The following is a 13,792-nucleotide window of genomic DNA, read 5'->3' as shown; positions in this document are numbered from 1 at the left end:
TGTGGACTACTCGCGAGTTGTGGACAACCGACTCACCCCGGCCCCGGCGCCCTACCCCTGTGCCGGCCCCAACCCCCGTACCGGCCCCAACCCCTGTACCGGCCCCGGCACCCGTACCGATACACCGGCATCGGATCCCGCCCCCTGCCCGGCACAGGGCCCTGCCCCGGCACAGGGCCCCCTGCCCCGGCACAGGGCCCCCTGCCCGGCACTCCCGGCACGGGACCCCTGCCCGGCACTCCCGGCACAGGATCCCACCCGCCGCTCAGGGCAGTTCGATCCCCGGGTCGACCCCGTCCAGCGACCGTGCGCAGTGGCACCCCTGCGACTGCTTCGCGGGCAGTCCGGCCACCGCGTCGAAGAGCACCGTGCGCAGCCGGTCCACATTGGCGGCGAAGACCCTCAGCACCTCGTCGTGGGAGACGCCCTCGCCGGCCTCGGCCCCCGCGTCGAGGTCCGTGACCAGCGTCATCGACGTGTAGCAGAGGCCCAGTTCGCGGGCGAGCACAGCCTCGGGATGACCGGTCATGCCCACCACGGACCAGCCCATCGCGGCGTGCCAGCGCGACTCGGCCCTGGTGGAGAAACGCGGCCCCTCGATGACGACCAGGGTCCCGCCGTCCACCGGCTCCCACGCATGCCTGCGGGCCGCGGCCAGCGCCGCTCCGCGGCCCGCAGGGCAGTACGGGTCGGCCAGCGACACATGGACCACGTTCGGGACGGTGCCGTCGGGCAGCGCCCGGCCGTCGAAGTACGTCTGCGTGCGCGCCTTCGTACGGTCCACCATCTGGTCCGGTACGAGCAGCGTCCCCGGCCCGTACTCCGGCCGCAGCCCGCCCACCGCGCACGGGCCGAGCACCTGCCGTACGCCCACGGAGCGCAACGCCCAGAGGTTCGCCCGGTAGTTGATGAGGTGCGGGGGCAGATGGTGGCCCCGTCCGTGCCGGGGGAGGAACGCCACCCGCCGCCCGGCGACCTCGCCGAGGAAGAGCGAGTCGCTCGGCTTCCCGTAGGGGGTGTCCACCGCGACCTCGGTCACGTCCTCCAGGAAGGAGTAGAAGCCGGAGCCGCCGATGACACCGATGTCCGCCGTCGGGGCCGCGGTGTGCCCAGCGGTCGCCTGGTCTGCCGAGTTCGCCACATTCACCATGCCGGTCACACTATCGGGGGCGGGGGAGTGGCCCCGGACACACCGAAGACCCCGCCGTCGGTGACGGCAGGGTCCCGGGAAACCGGTATCAGGCGGCCGAGCTGCCGCTGGAGGAGCTGCTCGACGAGGAGGCCGACGCCGAACCGGCCGTCTTCGACGCACCGGCCTTCGCGTCGGAGCCCGAAGAGCCGGACGAACCCGAAGAACCGGACGAGCTCGAAGAGCCCGACGAGGCCGAGTCCGACGAAGAACCCGCGGGCTTGGAAGACGCCGCCGTGCTGCTCGACGAGGAGCCGCGGCTGTCGTTCCGGTAGAAACCCGAGCCCTTGAAGACAATGCCGACCGCCGAGAACACCTTCTTCAGGCGTCCTTCGCAGTTCGGGCATACGGTCAGGGATTCGTCGGTGAACTTCTGCACCGCCTCCAGGCCCTCGCCGCATTCGGTGCACTGATACTGATAGGTCGGCACTTGCTCCTCCTGGCACTCTCACTCAGTGAGTGCTAACGACGCTCTATAGTGACGTATTCCGCTGGATCAGTCCACTGAGACCGGCACACGGTGACCGATCCCACGCGCGGCGCCGGGCTTGGTGCCGCGCCCGATCCCACGACCGACGCCTGTCGACGCGTCGAGTTCCGTGCTTCCGGACACTTCCCGGCCGACGGCCTGCTGCGGGTCCGCACCCGGCCCCGCGTCGCGCGGCGTCAGCCGTGACCGCAGAGCCAGCAGGGTGATCAGGGCCAGCACTGTGCCGCCCATCGGCACCAGGAACCCGGCGCTTGAGCTGTACGCGTCGGTCAGCTCGCCCGCCACCGATACCGCCGCGGCCTGTCCCAGTGCCACGGACCCGGTCAGCCAGGTGAAGGCCTCGGTGCGCGCCGAAGCGGGCACCAGGGTGTCCACCAGGGTGTATCCGCTGATCAGCGCCGGTGCGATGCAGAGGCCGACCAGCAGCCCGAGCCCCGCTATCAGCGGCGCCGTGTGCATCGCCCAGAGCCCGGACGCGGTGATGGCCAGTGCCGTGTACGCGACGAGCAGCCGGGACTTCGGTGCGATCTTCCAGGCGATGGCGCCGCAGATGATGCCGGCGAGCATGTTGCCCGCGGCGAAGACCCCGTACAGCAGACCGTTCACGCCTGGCCGGCCGATCTCCTCGGCGAACGCGGTCAGGGAGACCTGCATGCCGCCGAACACCGCGCCGATGCCCAGGAAGGCCACGGCGAGCACCCGGACACCGGGGACCGAGAGCGCGGAGACGGGCCGCACGGACGTGTGTCCGTTGTCACGGCCGCTCACCGCGGGCTGCGTGCGGCGCTGCGCGGCGAAGACGAGTCCGCCGATCAGGGTCAGGGTGGCCTCGGTGATCAGGCCGGCCGCCGGGTGGATCCCGGTGCACAGCGCGGTCGTGAGCACCGGGCCGATGACGAAGGTGAACTCGTCCGTCACGGATTCGAAGGCCGCGGCCGTCGACATGAGGGGCGAGCCCTCCAGCTTCGCGGCCCAGCGCGCGCGGACCATCGGGCCGACCTGCGGGACGGACGCACCGGTCGGTACGGCGGCGACGAACAGCGCCCACAGCGGGGCGTCCGCCAGCGCGAGGACCGTCAGGACGACCACCGAAGCGGTGTGGACGAGCACCCCGGGGAAGAGCACGGCACGCTGGCCGAAGCGGTCGGCGAGCTTGCCGCTCTGCGGCGCGAACAGCGCCATGGAGACACCTGTCACAGCGGCGACGACGCCGGCGCTGCCGTACGACCCCGTCGTGTGCTGTACCAGCAGCACGATGCCGATGGTCAGCATGGCGAAGGGCTGCCGCGCGGCGAAACCGGGCAGCAGGAACGTCCATGCGCCAGGTGTGCGCAGCAGTTGCCCGTACCCCGGACGGGTCTCGGAGACCGTGGACACCACGGCCTTGCCTTTCTGCCGCCTGGTGGCGCTCCCCTTGTCGTACGTGCATGCGCAGGCATGCGTACGGGAGCTGCCGAGAGCTGTCCTCTTGCGCGGAACTGCGGTAGGCCGGGCCGTTTCGTCGTGCGGAACACCTGCGCGGATACCGCGCACGCACCGCGACGGGGGTGCCTCGACCGCCATACGGTCGCGCCAGCTCTGCATCAGGCAGAGTTGGTCGATCAGGTCAATCAAGTCGATCGGGTCAAGCCGATCGCTTCATGGTACCGCTATTGGCGAGCCAGCCTGCCAGCTTGCCGCCCTGGCCGATGGCCCGCAGGCGTGCCTCGGCCGCGTCGCGCACCGGGTCGGTCGCCACCACGAGGAGTTCGTCCCCGCGCCGCAGCACGGTCGAGGGCAGTGGCACGAAGCTCGTGCCGTCCCGGACGACCAAGGTCACCGCCGCGCCCTTGGGCAGCCGCAGTTCGCCGACCTCGACACCGTGCATCCGCGATTTCTCCGGGATCGCCACCGACAGCAGATGCCCGCGCAGCCGTTCCAGCGGCGCCGATTCGATGCCCAGGTCCGACGCGGCCTCCGAGTTGTCGCCGAGGTTGAGCTTCCTGGCCAGCCAGGGCAGCGTCGGCCCCTGCACCAGGGTGTAGACGACCACCAGTACGAAGACGATGTTGAAGACGCGGGAGCTGCCGTCGATCCCGGACACCATCGGGATGGTCGCCAGGATGACGGGAACCGCTCCGCGCAGCCCGGCCCACGACATCAGGGTCTGTTCCTGCCAGGTCACCCGGAACGGCGCCAGGCTCAGCAGGACGGAGACCGGCCGCGCCACCATCGTCAGGACCAGTCCCACGATGACCGCGGGCCAGAAGTCACTGCCCAGCTCATGGGGGCTCACCAGCAGACCGAGCAGGACGAACATGCCGATCTGGGCTATCCAGCCGAGCCCCTCGGCGAACCCGCGGGTGGCCGGCCAGTGCGGCAGCTTCGCGTTCCCGAGCAGCATCGAGGCGAGGTAGACGGCGAGGAACCCACTGCCGTGGGCGATGGCACCGCCCGCGTACGCCATGATCGCGATGGCCATCACGGCGATCGGGTAGAGGCCGGACGCGGGCAGCGCGACACGGCGCAGCCCCCAGGATCCGAGCCAGCCGACGGCGAGGCCGATGGAGGCGCCGATCGCCAGCTCCAGGGCGATCTTGCCGACCAGTACGTACCAGTGGTCGACCGGTCCTGCCGTCGAGAACGCGATGACCAGGATCACCACGGGGGCGTCGTTGAAGCCGGACTCGGCCTCCAGCACTCCGGTGATCCGGGAGGGCAGGGGGACCTTGCGCAGGACGGAGAAGACCGCGGCGGCGTCCGTCGACGAGACCACGGCGCCGATGATCAGGGCCTGGCGCCATTCGAGACCCACCAGGTAGTGCGCACCCGCCGCGGTGATCCCCACGCTCACCGCGACGCCGGCCGTCGACAGCACGACGGCCATCGGCAGGACCGGCTTGATCTCTTTCCACTTGGTGCCCAGGCCGCCCTCGGCCAGGATCACGACCAGGGCGGCGTAGCCGATCACCTGCGTCATCTCGACGTTGTCGAACTTGACGTTGAAGATGCCGTCCTGGCCTATGGCCATCCCGATGCCGAGGTACAGCAGCAGGCTGGGGAGGCCGCTGCGCGAGGAGATGCGCACGGCGGCCACGGCGATCAGCAGGACGAGCGAGCAGATCAGCAGGAGCTCGTTGAGATGGTGGACAGTCAGTGGCCGTTCCTTCCCTCGTACGCCTGCAGGTACTTCGTTACCCTACCTAATCCTTGACGCTTCCTTGACGCTTCGCTTACTTGTGCGATGCCGGTGGGGATACCGCGTCCGGTGCGGACGGGCGCTGCGCCTATGGTTGCTCCAGCGCTCCGTCGGTACTACAGACCACCCTGCCCCTCGAAGGACAGCGATGCCCGCCGCCACCACCTCAGCCGCCCCTTCCGGCACGCAATCCGGCACGAAATCCCGCAGGAAGAAAGGGCGTCGCGCCAGGCTGATCGTGATCGTCCTGGTGCTGGCGCTCGTCGCGGGCATCGGGTACGGGACGTACTGGGGCGTGAGCACCGTGCGGGCGTCCCTGCCGCAGACGACCGGTGAGATCAAGGTTCCCGGTCTCTCGGGCAACGTCGATGTCGAACGCGACAGCTACGGCGTCCCGCAGATCTACGCGGACACCGACGCCGACCTCTTCCGGGCCCAGGGCTTCGTCCAGGCGCAGGACCGGTTCTACGAGATGGACGTCCGGCGCCACATGACGTCCGGCCGGCTCTCCGAGATGTTCGGGTCGGGGCAGGTCAAGACCGATTCCTTCCTGCGCACGCTCGGCTGGCACCGGGTCGCGCAGCAGGAGTACGACACCAAGCTGTCGCCGGGGACCAAGAAGAACCTCCAGGCGTACGCGGCCGGGGTCAACGCGTATCTGAAGGGCAAGGACGGCAAGCAGATCTCCGTCGAGTACGCGGCTCTCGGACTCACCAACGACTACAAGCCCGAGTCCTGGACACCGGTCGACTCGGTGGCCTGGCTCAAGGCGATGGCGTGGGACCTGCGCGGAAACATGCAGGACGAGATCGACCGTTCGCTGATGACCTCACGGCTGAGCACCCAGCAGATCAGCGACCTGTACCCGTCCTACCCGTACAGCAGGAACAAGCCGATCGTGCAGCAGGGCGGCATCGACCCGGTGACCGGGAAGTTCGACCAGGACGCGAACCCGGGCGGTGCCGCGGGCGGTTCCGGCACCGCGGGCGGCGCGGTCCAGGGGATGCAGTCGCAGCTCTCCTCGCTCTCGGACACCCTGGACAAGATCCCGGCGCTGCTCGGCCCGAGCGGCAGCGGTATCGGCTCCAACTCCTGGGTGGTCTCGGGTGACCTGACGACCACCGGCAAGCCGTTGCTGGCCAACGACCCGCACCTCGCGCCGCAACTGCCGTCCCTCTGGTACCAGATGGGTCTGCACTGCCGCACGGTCTCCAGCAGCTGCCACTACGACGTGGCGGGGTACACCTTCTCCGGGATGCCCGGCGTGATCATCGGCCACAACCAGGACATCTCCTGGGGCTTCACCAACCTCGGTGCCGATGTCACCGACCTCTATCTGGAGAAGGTCACCGGAGACGGCTACCTCTACGACGGCGAGGAGAAGCCCTTCACGACCCGCAAGGAGACCATCAAGGTCGCCGGCGGCGCGTCGCGGCAGATCGTCGTCCGTGGGACGAACAACGGCCCGCTGGTCTCCGACCGGGACACCGAGCTGGAGAAGGTCGGCCAGAAGGCCCCGGTGACCTCGGCCGCCCCTGACCGCAGCGACGGTTACGCGGTGGCCCTCAAGTGGACCGCGCTCCAGCCGGGCAACTCGATGGACGCGGTCTTCGACCTGGACAAGGCCAAGGACTGGACCGGTTTCCGGGCCGCCGCGAAGAACTTCGACGTCCCCTCGCAGAACCTGATCTACGCGGACACCAAGGGCAACATCGGCTACCAGGCGCCCGGCAGTATCCCGATCCGCGCCAAGGGCTACGACGGCACGATGCCCGCACCGGGCTGGGACCCCAAGTACCAGTGGAAGGGCACGATCCCCTTCGACCAGCTGCCCTACGAGTACAACCCGAAGCGCGGCTACATCGTCACCGCCAACCAGGCCGTGATCGACCCGAAGAAGTACCCGTACCTGCTGACCGAGGACTGGGGCTACGGCACCCGCAGCCGGCGGATCACCGACCTCATCGAGTCGAAGACCAAGGACGGCGGGAAGATCTCGACCGAGGACATGCAGAAGATGCAGCTGGACAACAGCAGCGAGATCGCCAAGCTGCTGACACCGTTGCTGCTGAAGCTGAACATCAAGGACCCCGACGTCCGCCAGGCCCAGAAGCTCCTCGAAGGCTGGGACTACACGCAGGAGTCGGACTCGGCGGCTGCCGCGTACTTCAACGCGGTCTGGCGCAACATCCTCAAGCTCGCCTTCGGCAACAAGCTGCCCAAGGAGCTGCGGGTCGAGGGGCAGTGCCTCAACGTGCCGCCGGCCGACAGCGCCTCGGGCCCCGCCGACGAGCAGGACAAGCTGGTGCGCGAGTGCGGCCAGCGCTCGGCCGACTCGGCGCAGCCGGACGGCGGTGACCGCTGGTTCGAGGTCGTGCGCAAGCTGCTCGACAAGCCGGACAGCGACTGGTGGAAGACGCCGAGGACCCGGCTCGACAAGGCCACCCACAACCGGGACGAGCTGCTGGGGCGGGCCATGAAGGACGCCCGCTGGGAGCTGACGGCCAAGCTCGGCAAGGACGTCGACACCTGGAACTGGGGCCGGCTGCACCAGCTGATGCTCAAGAACCAGACCCTCGGCACCGACGGCCCGGGCGTCCTCAAGTGGATGCTCAACCGCGGCCCGTTCAACCTGGGCGGCGGCGAGGCGGCGGTCGACGCCACGGGCTGGAACGCGGCAGGCGGGTACGGCGTCGTCTGGGTCCCCTCGATGCGCATGGTCGTGAACCTCAAGGACCTCGACAAGTCGCAGTGGATCAACCTGACCGGGGAGTCGGGGCACGCGTACAGCGCGCACTACACCGACCAGACGGAGAAGTGGGCCGACGGGTCGCTGCTCGACTGGTCCTTCAGCAAGAGCGCCGTCGACAAGAGCACGGTCGACAGGCTGGTGCTCAAGCCCTGACGGGGCGCGCCGGCGCCCGGGCGGCCCCTGGCGCCGCCCGCGGGCCCGCCGCGGGCAGGGGCGGGCCCGTCGGGTCAGGCGCTGAGGCGGCGGGCCCCTTCCGGGGTCACCACGGCTTGTACGGGGTGGTCGTGCGGTTCCTCCGGGACCCGTGCGACCACCTCGTCGCCGTACAGCAGCACCACCAGGGCGGGGTGCTCGCCCGCCCGCGCGAGCCGGGCGAGCACCCGGTCGTAGCTGCCGCCCCCGCGCCCCAGCCGCATCCCGCGCCCGTCGACCGCCAGCCCGGGCAGCAGGACGGCATCGGCTTCGAGCACCGCGCGTACGCCGAGCCGTGCGCCGCCCGGCTCCAGGAGCCCGCGCCCGGCGGGCACCAGCGAGTCCGCGCCCTCGTACGCGCCCCAGTCGAGGTCGTTGTCGGGCAGCAGCACAGGAAGCAGCACCCGGACCCCGCGGTCGCGCAGCGCGTCCAGGAGCGGGCGGGTGCCCGGCTCGCGACCGACCGACACGTAGGCGGCGACGGTGTGTGCGCGCGCGAGTTCCGGGAGTGCGACCGCGTGACCGGCGAGAACCGCGGCGGCCGATTCCACGTCTTGAATGGTCAGGAGGGCTCTCGCGGCGAGGAGTTGCTGCCGCAGGGACGTTTTGTCGCAGTTTCCGGGCGTCATCAAAAGTTCGCAATCCTCTCGTAACCTCAAATATGAGGATCTATTAAGCGGAGTATCATCTTCCGCCTCGAAGTCAACGGATATGGTGCTACGTATGACTCAGTCGCCACCAAGGATCAGCAAGGCTGTCATCCCGGCAGCGGGCCTCGGCACCCGGTTCCTGCCGGCCACGAAGGCCACTCCCAAAGAGATGCTGCCCGTGGTCGACAAACCGGCCATTCAGTACGTCGTCGAGGAGGCGGTCTCGGCCGGGCTCTCCGACGTACTCATGATCACCGGTCGGAACAAGCGTCCGCTGGAGGACCACTTCGACCGCAACTACGAGCTGGAGTCGGCGCTCACCCGCAAGGGCGACGCCGAGAAGCTCGCCAGGGTCCAGGAGTCCAGCGACCTCGCCACCATGCACTACGTGCGTCAGGGCGACCCGAGGGGCCTCGGCCACGCCGTCCTGTGTGCGGCCCCGCACGTCGGTGACCAGCCCTTCGCCGTCCTCCTCGGTGACGACCTGATCGACCCGCGGGACCCGCTGCTGGCGCGCATGGTGGAGATCCAGGAGCGCGAGGGCGGCAGCGTGGTGGCGCTCATGGAGGTCGAGCCGTCACAGATCCACCTCTACGGCTGCGCGGCCGTGGAGCCGACCGGCGAGTCGGACGTGGTCAAGGTCACGGACCTGGTGGAGAAGCCCGCCGCGGCCGACGCCCCCAGCAACCTCGCGATCATCGGCCGCTACGTCCTGGACCCGGCCGTCTTCGGCATACTGCGCAAGACCGAGCCGGGACGCGGCAACGAGATCCAGCTCACCGACGCCCTCCAGCAGCTCGCCCACGACGAGAAGGCGGGCGGCCCGGTGCACGGCGTCGTCTTCAAGGGCCGCCGCTATGACACCGGTGACCGCGGTGACTATCTGCGGGCCATTGTCAGACTCGCGTGCGAACGTGAGGACCTGGGACCGGACTTCAAGTCCTGGCTTCGCCGTTATGTCACCGAGGAGATGTAGCACGTGAGCAACACCCCGATCTGGTCGGTGGACGAGCACCTGGACGACATTCTCGGTGCGGTCCGCCCGCTGGAGCCGATCGACCTGCAGCTTCCGGACGCCCAGGGGTGCGTCCTCGTCGAGGACGTCACCGTCGAGATCTCGCTGCCGCCCTTCGACAACAGCTCGATGGACGGGTACGCGGTCCGTACGGTCGATGTCGAGGGTGCGAGCGAGGAGTTCCCGGCTGTCCTCACCGTCATCGGGGATGTGGCGGCCGGCGCGGCCGAGCTGCCCACGGTGGGTCCGGGCGAGGCCGCCCGGATCATGACCGGCGCCCCCCTGCCGCCCGGCGCGCAGGCTGTCGTCCCGGTCGAGTGGACCGACGGCGGCACCGGCGGGGGAGCCGCGACCACCATGCGGGCGGCGAGCGGTGCGCCCGAGGGCGCGAGCGGCGAGGTCCGGGTGTACCGCGCGGCCGAACAGGGCGCCCATGTCCGCGAGCGCGGCAGCGATGTCCGCGCGGGCGATCTCGCGCTCGAAGCGGGTACGGTGCTCGGCCCGCCGCAGATCGGGCTGCTCGCCGCGATCGGCCGGGGCTCGGTGCGCGTCCGCCCGCGCCCGCGCGTCGTCATCATCTCGACCGGGAGTGAGCTGACCCAGCCCGGCGAAGTCCTCGCCGAGGGCCGGATCTACGACTCCAACAGCTTCGCCCTGGCCGCTGCCGCGCGGGACGCGGGCGCCATCTCGTACCGCGTCGGGTCGGTCACCGACGACGCCGGGACGCTGCGCGCCACCATCGAGGACCAGCTGATCAGGGCCGACCTCCTGGTCACCACCGGTGGCGTGAGCGTCGGCGCGTACGACGTGGTGAAGGAGGCGCTGTCGTCCGTCGGGGACGAGGACGAGCACGGCAGCGGCATCGACTTCCGCAAGCTGGCGATGCAGCCGGGCAAGCCCCAGGGCTTCGGTTCGATCGGCCCCGACCACACCCCGCTGCTGGCGCTCCCCGGCAACCCGGTCTCCAGCTATGTCTCGTTCGAGTTGTTCGTGCGGCCGGCGATCCGCGCCCTCATGGGGATGAAGAACGTCCGGCGTCCGGTCGTCCGCGCCACCCTGGAGACCGCCAAGGCGATCACCTCGCCCGCCGGGCGGCGCCAGTTCCTGCGCGGCCGGTACGACGCCGAGAAGGGCACCGTCGCCACCGTCGGAGGCTCCGGCTCGCATCTGGTCGCGGCCCTCGCCCACGCCGACTGCCTGATCGTGATCCCCGAGGAGACCGCGGTGGCCGAGCCCGGCACCGAGGTCCAGGTGGTCCTCCTGGGCTGAGGAGGGCGCCGTGGCGGTACCGTGTCTGACCACACAGGCCTGACCGGGAGCACCACAGCAATGAGTACGCAGCAAGGGCTCACGCACATCGACGAGGTGGGCGCGGCCCGCATGGTCGACGTCTCGGAGAAGGACGTCACCGCGCGCACCGCACGCGCCAGCGGACGGGTCCTCGTCTCGCCACGCGTCGTCGAACTGCTCAGGGGCGAGGGAGTTCCCAAGGGAGACGCCCTCGCCACCGCCCGGATCGCGGGCATCATGGGCGCCAAGCGCACCCCGGATCTGATCCCGCTCTGCCACCCTCTGGCGGTCTCCGGGGTGAAACTCGACCTGAACGTCGCCGACGACGCGGTCGAGATCCTCGCCACCGTGAGGACGACGGACCGCACCGGGGTCGAGATGGAGGCGCTGACGGCCGTCACGGTCGCCGCGCTCACCGTGATCGACATGGTGAAGGCCGTCGACAAGGGGGCGGTCATCACCGACGTCCGGGTCGAGGAGAAGACGGGCGGCAAATCCGGCACCTACCGCCGCCCGGACCCGAAGGGGGCCGGAGCATGACGACGCCCGCCACCCCGCCCGGCCGCCCCTACACCGCGCTCGTGGTGACCGCGTCGAACCGGGCCTCGGCCGGGGTCTACGCGGACCGCGGCGGCCCCCTCATCGCCGAGGCGCTCACCGGACTCGGCTTCACCGTCGAAGGGCCGCGGGTCGTCCCGGACGGCGACCCGGTCGAGCGGGCGCTGCGCGACGGCGTCGCGGCGGCGTACGACGTCATCGTCACCACCGGCGGCACCGGCATCTCGCCCACCGACCGCACTCCGGACGCCACCCTGCGAGTCCTCGACCGTGAGATCCCGGGCATCCCGGAGGCCATCCGCGCCGAGGGGCTCGGCAAGGTCCCGACCGCCGCCCTCTCGCGAGGCGTCGCCGGGCTGGCCGGCTCGACCCTCGTCGTCAACCTCCCCGGTTCCACCGGCGGGGTGCGCGACGGACTCGCCGTACTCGGACGGCTGCTGGTGCACGCCGTGGACCAGATCCGGGGCGGCGACCACCCCAGACCCGCCGGGAGCATGAGCTGAACCTCTCACCGTGGCCCGTGGAACTGGCAGAAGGCCCTGTTGCCCTGCGCCCGATAAAACTGCGGGACCAGAAGACCTGGCGCGAGGTGAACCGGCGCAACCGCGACTGGCTGCGCCCCTGGGAGGCGACCGTCCCGCCGCCCGCGCCGGGCGGCCCGGTCGCGCAGCGCCCCACGTACCGGCAGATGGTGCGGCACCTGCGCTCGGAGGCGCACGCCGGGCGGATGCTGCCCTTCGTGATCGAGCACCAGGGACGGCTGGTCGGCCAGTTGACCGTCGCCGGGATCACCTGGGGGTCGATGTGCTCGGGCCATGTCGGTTACTGGGTCGACCGCGAGGTCGCGGGGCGGGGCGTCATGCCGACCGCCGTGGCGCTCGCCGTCGACCACTGTTTCCGCACCGTGGGTATGCACCGCATCGAGGTCTGCATTCGTCCGGAGAACGCGCCGAGCCGCCGGGTCGTGGAGAAACTCGGATTCCGCGAGGAGGGGCTGCGGCCGCGTTATCTCCACATCGACGGGGGCTGGCGTGACCATCTGGTCTACGCGCTGACCGCCGACGAGGTCCCGGACGGGCTGCTCAGCAGGTGGCGCCGGGCGCGTCCGGGAACGCCCGGGAAGCTGCTCTGACGACCGCCGGAATCCGTTCCGGACGCACTGCGGCCGGTTCTCCGACATCTCACCCGAAGAGCCCGTAAATAAAATAAGTGTTCGAAAGAGGCGGCCAATCGAGCGCGTTCCGTAGTGAACACGCCCACATTCGGAGACCGTTGATCCGAACAATCACAAAAAAAGTTCGAGATATCAGCGTGATCGCGCGACACACCGGGCCAATTGGCAGATGGCCCCATGCGGACCCCTCTACGGTGTGAGGGTGAGCAGTAGTGGCCTCATCTACGCAGTCATCGTCGGGGCCTGGGCCGCCTACTTGGTGCCGATGTGGCTCCGCAGGCAGGACGAGCTGAACGAGGCCCGTCCGACGGAACGCTTCAGCACCGCCATCCGGCTGCTGTCCGGACGGGCGGGAATGGAGCGCCGGTACGCCAGGGAGCTTCAGGAGCGCGCAGCCGGTGAGGGTGCTCCCGACGATGCGGTGCCGGACGGTGCGACGGACTCCCCGAGTTCTGTCGACGTCCGGGCCTTCGCCATGTCCTCGGTGGATCTGCAGGAGCCGGAGGACCGCCCGGAGCGGCCCGCTCCGCAGCCACGCAGGGGCGCCCCCGCCGGCGGCCCCGCCGCCGAGCGTGCCCGGCGCCTGAAAGTCCTCGCCCGCCGCAGACGCACCACCGTGCTCATCTTCCTGGCGTTCACCGTCGGTGCGATCGTCGCCGCGGTCGGCGGGCTCGGCCTCCTCTGGGTGCCCGCCGTGCCCGCGGTGCTGCTGAGCACCTACATCGTGTATCTGCGGACCCAGGAGCGGCGCCGCTTCGCCTTCACGATGGACCGGCGCAGGGCCGAGGTCGCCGCGCAGCGGCTGCGGGAGAACCGTCCCCGCCGCCCCGGCGCGGGCGCGGCCGGGCAGCACGACGAATCCACCTCCCGGCACCCCGCGCCCGAGCCCGCTCCGGCGGTCTCCGCGCAGGAGGCCGGCCGCCGTGCCCTGGTCGAGCAGACGGACCACGCGGAGTGGGTCGACCAGCAGCGCGAGCGCGGCCGGGACCACGGCGACAGCTGGGAGCCCGTCCCGGTGCCGCTGCCGACATACGTCACCGCACCGGTCGCGCCCCGCGCGCCCGGCAGCATCGACCTCGGGGCTCCCGACACCTGGAGCTCCGCCCGCTCGTCCAGCGTGGCCGAACCGGCACCGGAGGACGGCCCCGACCCGGACGCCTCCCAGGACCGGCAGGCTTCGGCGGCCCGCCGCGCTCGCGAGCGCGGGCGCACGCCGCTCTTCGACCAGTACGAGGACGAGGACCGGCCGCGCGCGGCCAATGAGTGAGCGGCCGGAGCGGGAACCGTGACCAGCGGGGGAGCGG

General features: G+C 70.5%; 12 protein-coding genes. 7 read left to right on the top strand and 5 right to left on the bottom strand.

The annotated features are described in order from the left end of the window. Positions 1-265: 265 nt before the first annotated feature. The 4 genes from OG917_RS14290 to OG917_RS14275 form a co-directional block, all read right to left on the bottom strand. On the bottom strand, positions 266-1,150 hold the full coding sequence (locus OG917_RS14290; RefSeq protein ID WP_328317979.1) for an S-methyl-5'-thioadenosine phosphorylase: 885 nt from the start codon (positions 1,148-1,150) through the stop codon (positions 266-268). A gap of 88 nt (positions 1,151-1,238) precedes the next feature. Further along, the gene (locus OG917_RS14285) at positions 1,239-1,619 is read right to left on the bottom strand and encodes an FmdB family zinc ribbon protein (RefSeq protein ID WP_328317978.1); all 381 of its coding nucleotides are present in this window, start codon (positions 1,617-1,619) and stop codon (positions 1,239-1,241) included. Between the two features lie 66 nt (positions 1,620-1,685). Then, entirely contained in the window at positions 1,686-3,056 is a 1,371-nt protein-coding gene (locus OG917_RS14280) for an MFS transporter (protein WP_443059076.1), read from the bottom strand. A 247-nt stretch (positions 3,057-3,303) separates the two neighbouring features. Continuing rightward, a complete protein-coding gene (locus tag OG917_RS14275) occupies positions 3,304-4,815 on the bottom strand; it encodes a potassium/proton antiporter (protein ID WP_328321875.1) in 1,512 nt (503 codons plus the stop codon). Between the two features lie 190 nt (positions 4,816-5,005). Between OG917_RS14275 and OG917_RS14270 the strand changes: the two genes are divergently transcribed. Further along, entirely contained in the window at positions 5,006-7,762 is a 2,757-nt protein-coding gene (locus tag OG917_RS14270) for a penicillin acylase family protein (protein ID WP_328317977.1), read from the top strand. 74 nt (positions 7,763-7,836) lie between these two features. Here the strand turns inward: OG917_RS14270 and OG917_RS14265 are convergent, their stop codons facing one another. Further along, a complete protein-coding gene (locus tag OG917_RS14265) occupies positions 7,837-8,430 on the bottom strand; it encodes a 5-formyltetrahydrofolate cyclo-ligase (RefSeq protein ID WP_328317976.1) in 594 nt (197 codons plus the stop codon). A 94-nt stretch (positions 8,431-8,524) separates the two neighbouring features. Between OG917_RS14265 and galU the strand changes: the two genes are divergently transcribed. The 6 genes from galU (at position 8,525) to sepX (ending at position 13,755) form a co-directional block, all read left to right on the top strand. Beyond that, the gene (gene galU, locus OG917_RS14260) at positions 8,525-9,427 is read left to right on the top strand and encodes a UTP--glucose-1-phosphate uridylyltransferase GalU (protein WP_328317975.1); all 903 of its coding nucleotides are present in this window, start codon (positions 8,525-8,527) and stop codon (positions 9,425-9,427) included. Between the two features lie 3 nt (positions 9,428-9,430). Then, positions 9,431-10,735: a molybdotransferase-like divisome protein Glp gene (glp, locus tag OG917_RS14255; RefSeq protein ID WP_328317974.1), complete on the top strand. Its 1,305-nt coding sequence runs from the start codon at positions 9,431-9,433 to the stop codon at positions 10,733-10,735. A gap of 60 nt (positions 10,736-10,795) precedes the next feature. Continuing rightward, positions 10,796-11,296, top strand: a complete 501-nt coding sequence (moaC, locus tag OG917_RS14250; protein WP_328317973.1) for a cyclic pyranopterin monophosphate synthase MoaC — start codon at positions 10,796-10,798, stop codon at positions 11,294-11,296. Beyond that, a complete protein-coding gene (locus tag OG917_RS14245; protein ID WP_328317972.1) occupies positions 11,293-11,817 on the top strand; it encodes a MogA/MoaB family molybdenum cofactor biosynthesis protein in 525 nt (174 codons plus the stop codon). Before moaC ends, OG917_RS14245 begins: the two co-directional genes overlap by 4 nt. A 17-nt stretch (positions 11,818-11,834) precedes the next feature. Continuing rightward, complete coding sequence (locus tag OG917_RS14240) at positions 11,835-12,446, top strand: GNAT family N-acetyltransferase (RefSeq protein ID WP_328317971.1); 612 nt, start codon at positions 11,835-11,837, stop codon at positions 12,444-12,446. 244 nt (positions 12,447-12,690) lie between these two features. Next, the gene (gene sepX, locus OG917_RS14235) at positions 12,691-13,755 is read left to right on the top strand and encodes a divisome protein SepX/GlpR (protein ID WP_328317970.1); all 1,065 of its coding nucleotides are present in this window, start codon (positions 12,691-12,693) and stop codon (positions 13,753-13,755) included. Positions 13,756-13,792 lie beyond the last annotated feature (37 nt).

This window comes from Streptomyces sp. NBC_00388, assembly GCF_036061255.1.
Taxonomy (GTDB): domain Bacteria; phylum Actinomycetota; class Actinomycetes; order Streptomycetales; family Streptomycetaceae; genus Streptomyces.
This window is presented reverse-complemented; position numbering and strand designations above follow the sequence as displayed.

What these genes read in the sequence shown, in the direction of transcription:
- OG917_RS14290 (WP_328317979.1), bottom strand. Translation starts at nt 1,150, where the DNA reads ATGGTGAATGTGGCGAACTCGGCAGACCAGGCGACCGCTGGGCACACC.
- OG917_RS14270 (WP_328317977.1), top strand. Translation starts at nt 5,006, where the DNA reads ATGCCCGCCGCCACCACCTCAGCCGCCCCTTCCGGCACGCAATCCGGC.
- OG917_RS14265 (WP_328317976.1), bottom strand. Translation starts at nt 8,430, where the DNA reads ATGACGCCCGGAAACTGCGACAAAACGTCCCTGCGGCAGCAACTCCTC.
- galU (WP_328317975.1), top strand. Translation starts at nt 8,525, where the DNA reads ATGACTCAGTCGCCACCAAGGATCAGCAAGGCTGTCATCCCGGCAGCG.
- moaC (WP_328317973.1), top strand. Translation starts at nt 10,796, where the DNA reads ATGAGTACGCAGCAAGGGCTCACGCACATCGACGAGGTGGGCGCGGCC.
- OG917_RS14245 (WP_328317972.1), top strand. Translation starts at nt 11,293, where the DNA reads ATGACGACGCCCGCCACCCCGCCCGGCCGCCCCTACACCGCGCTCGTG.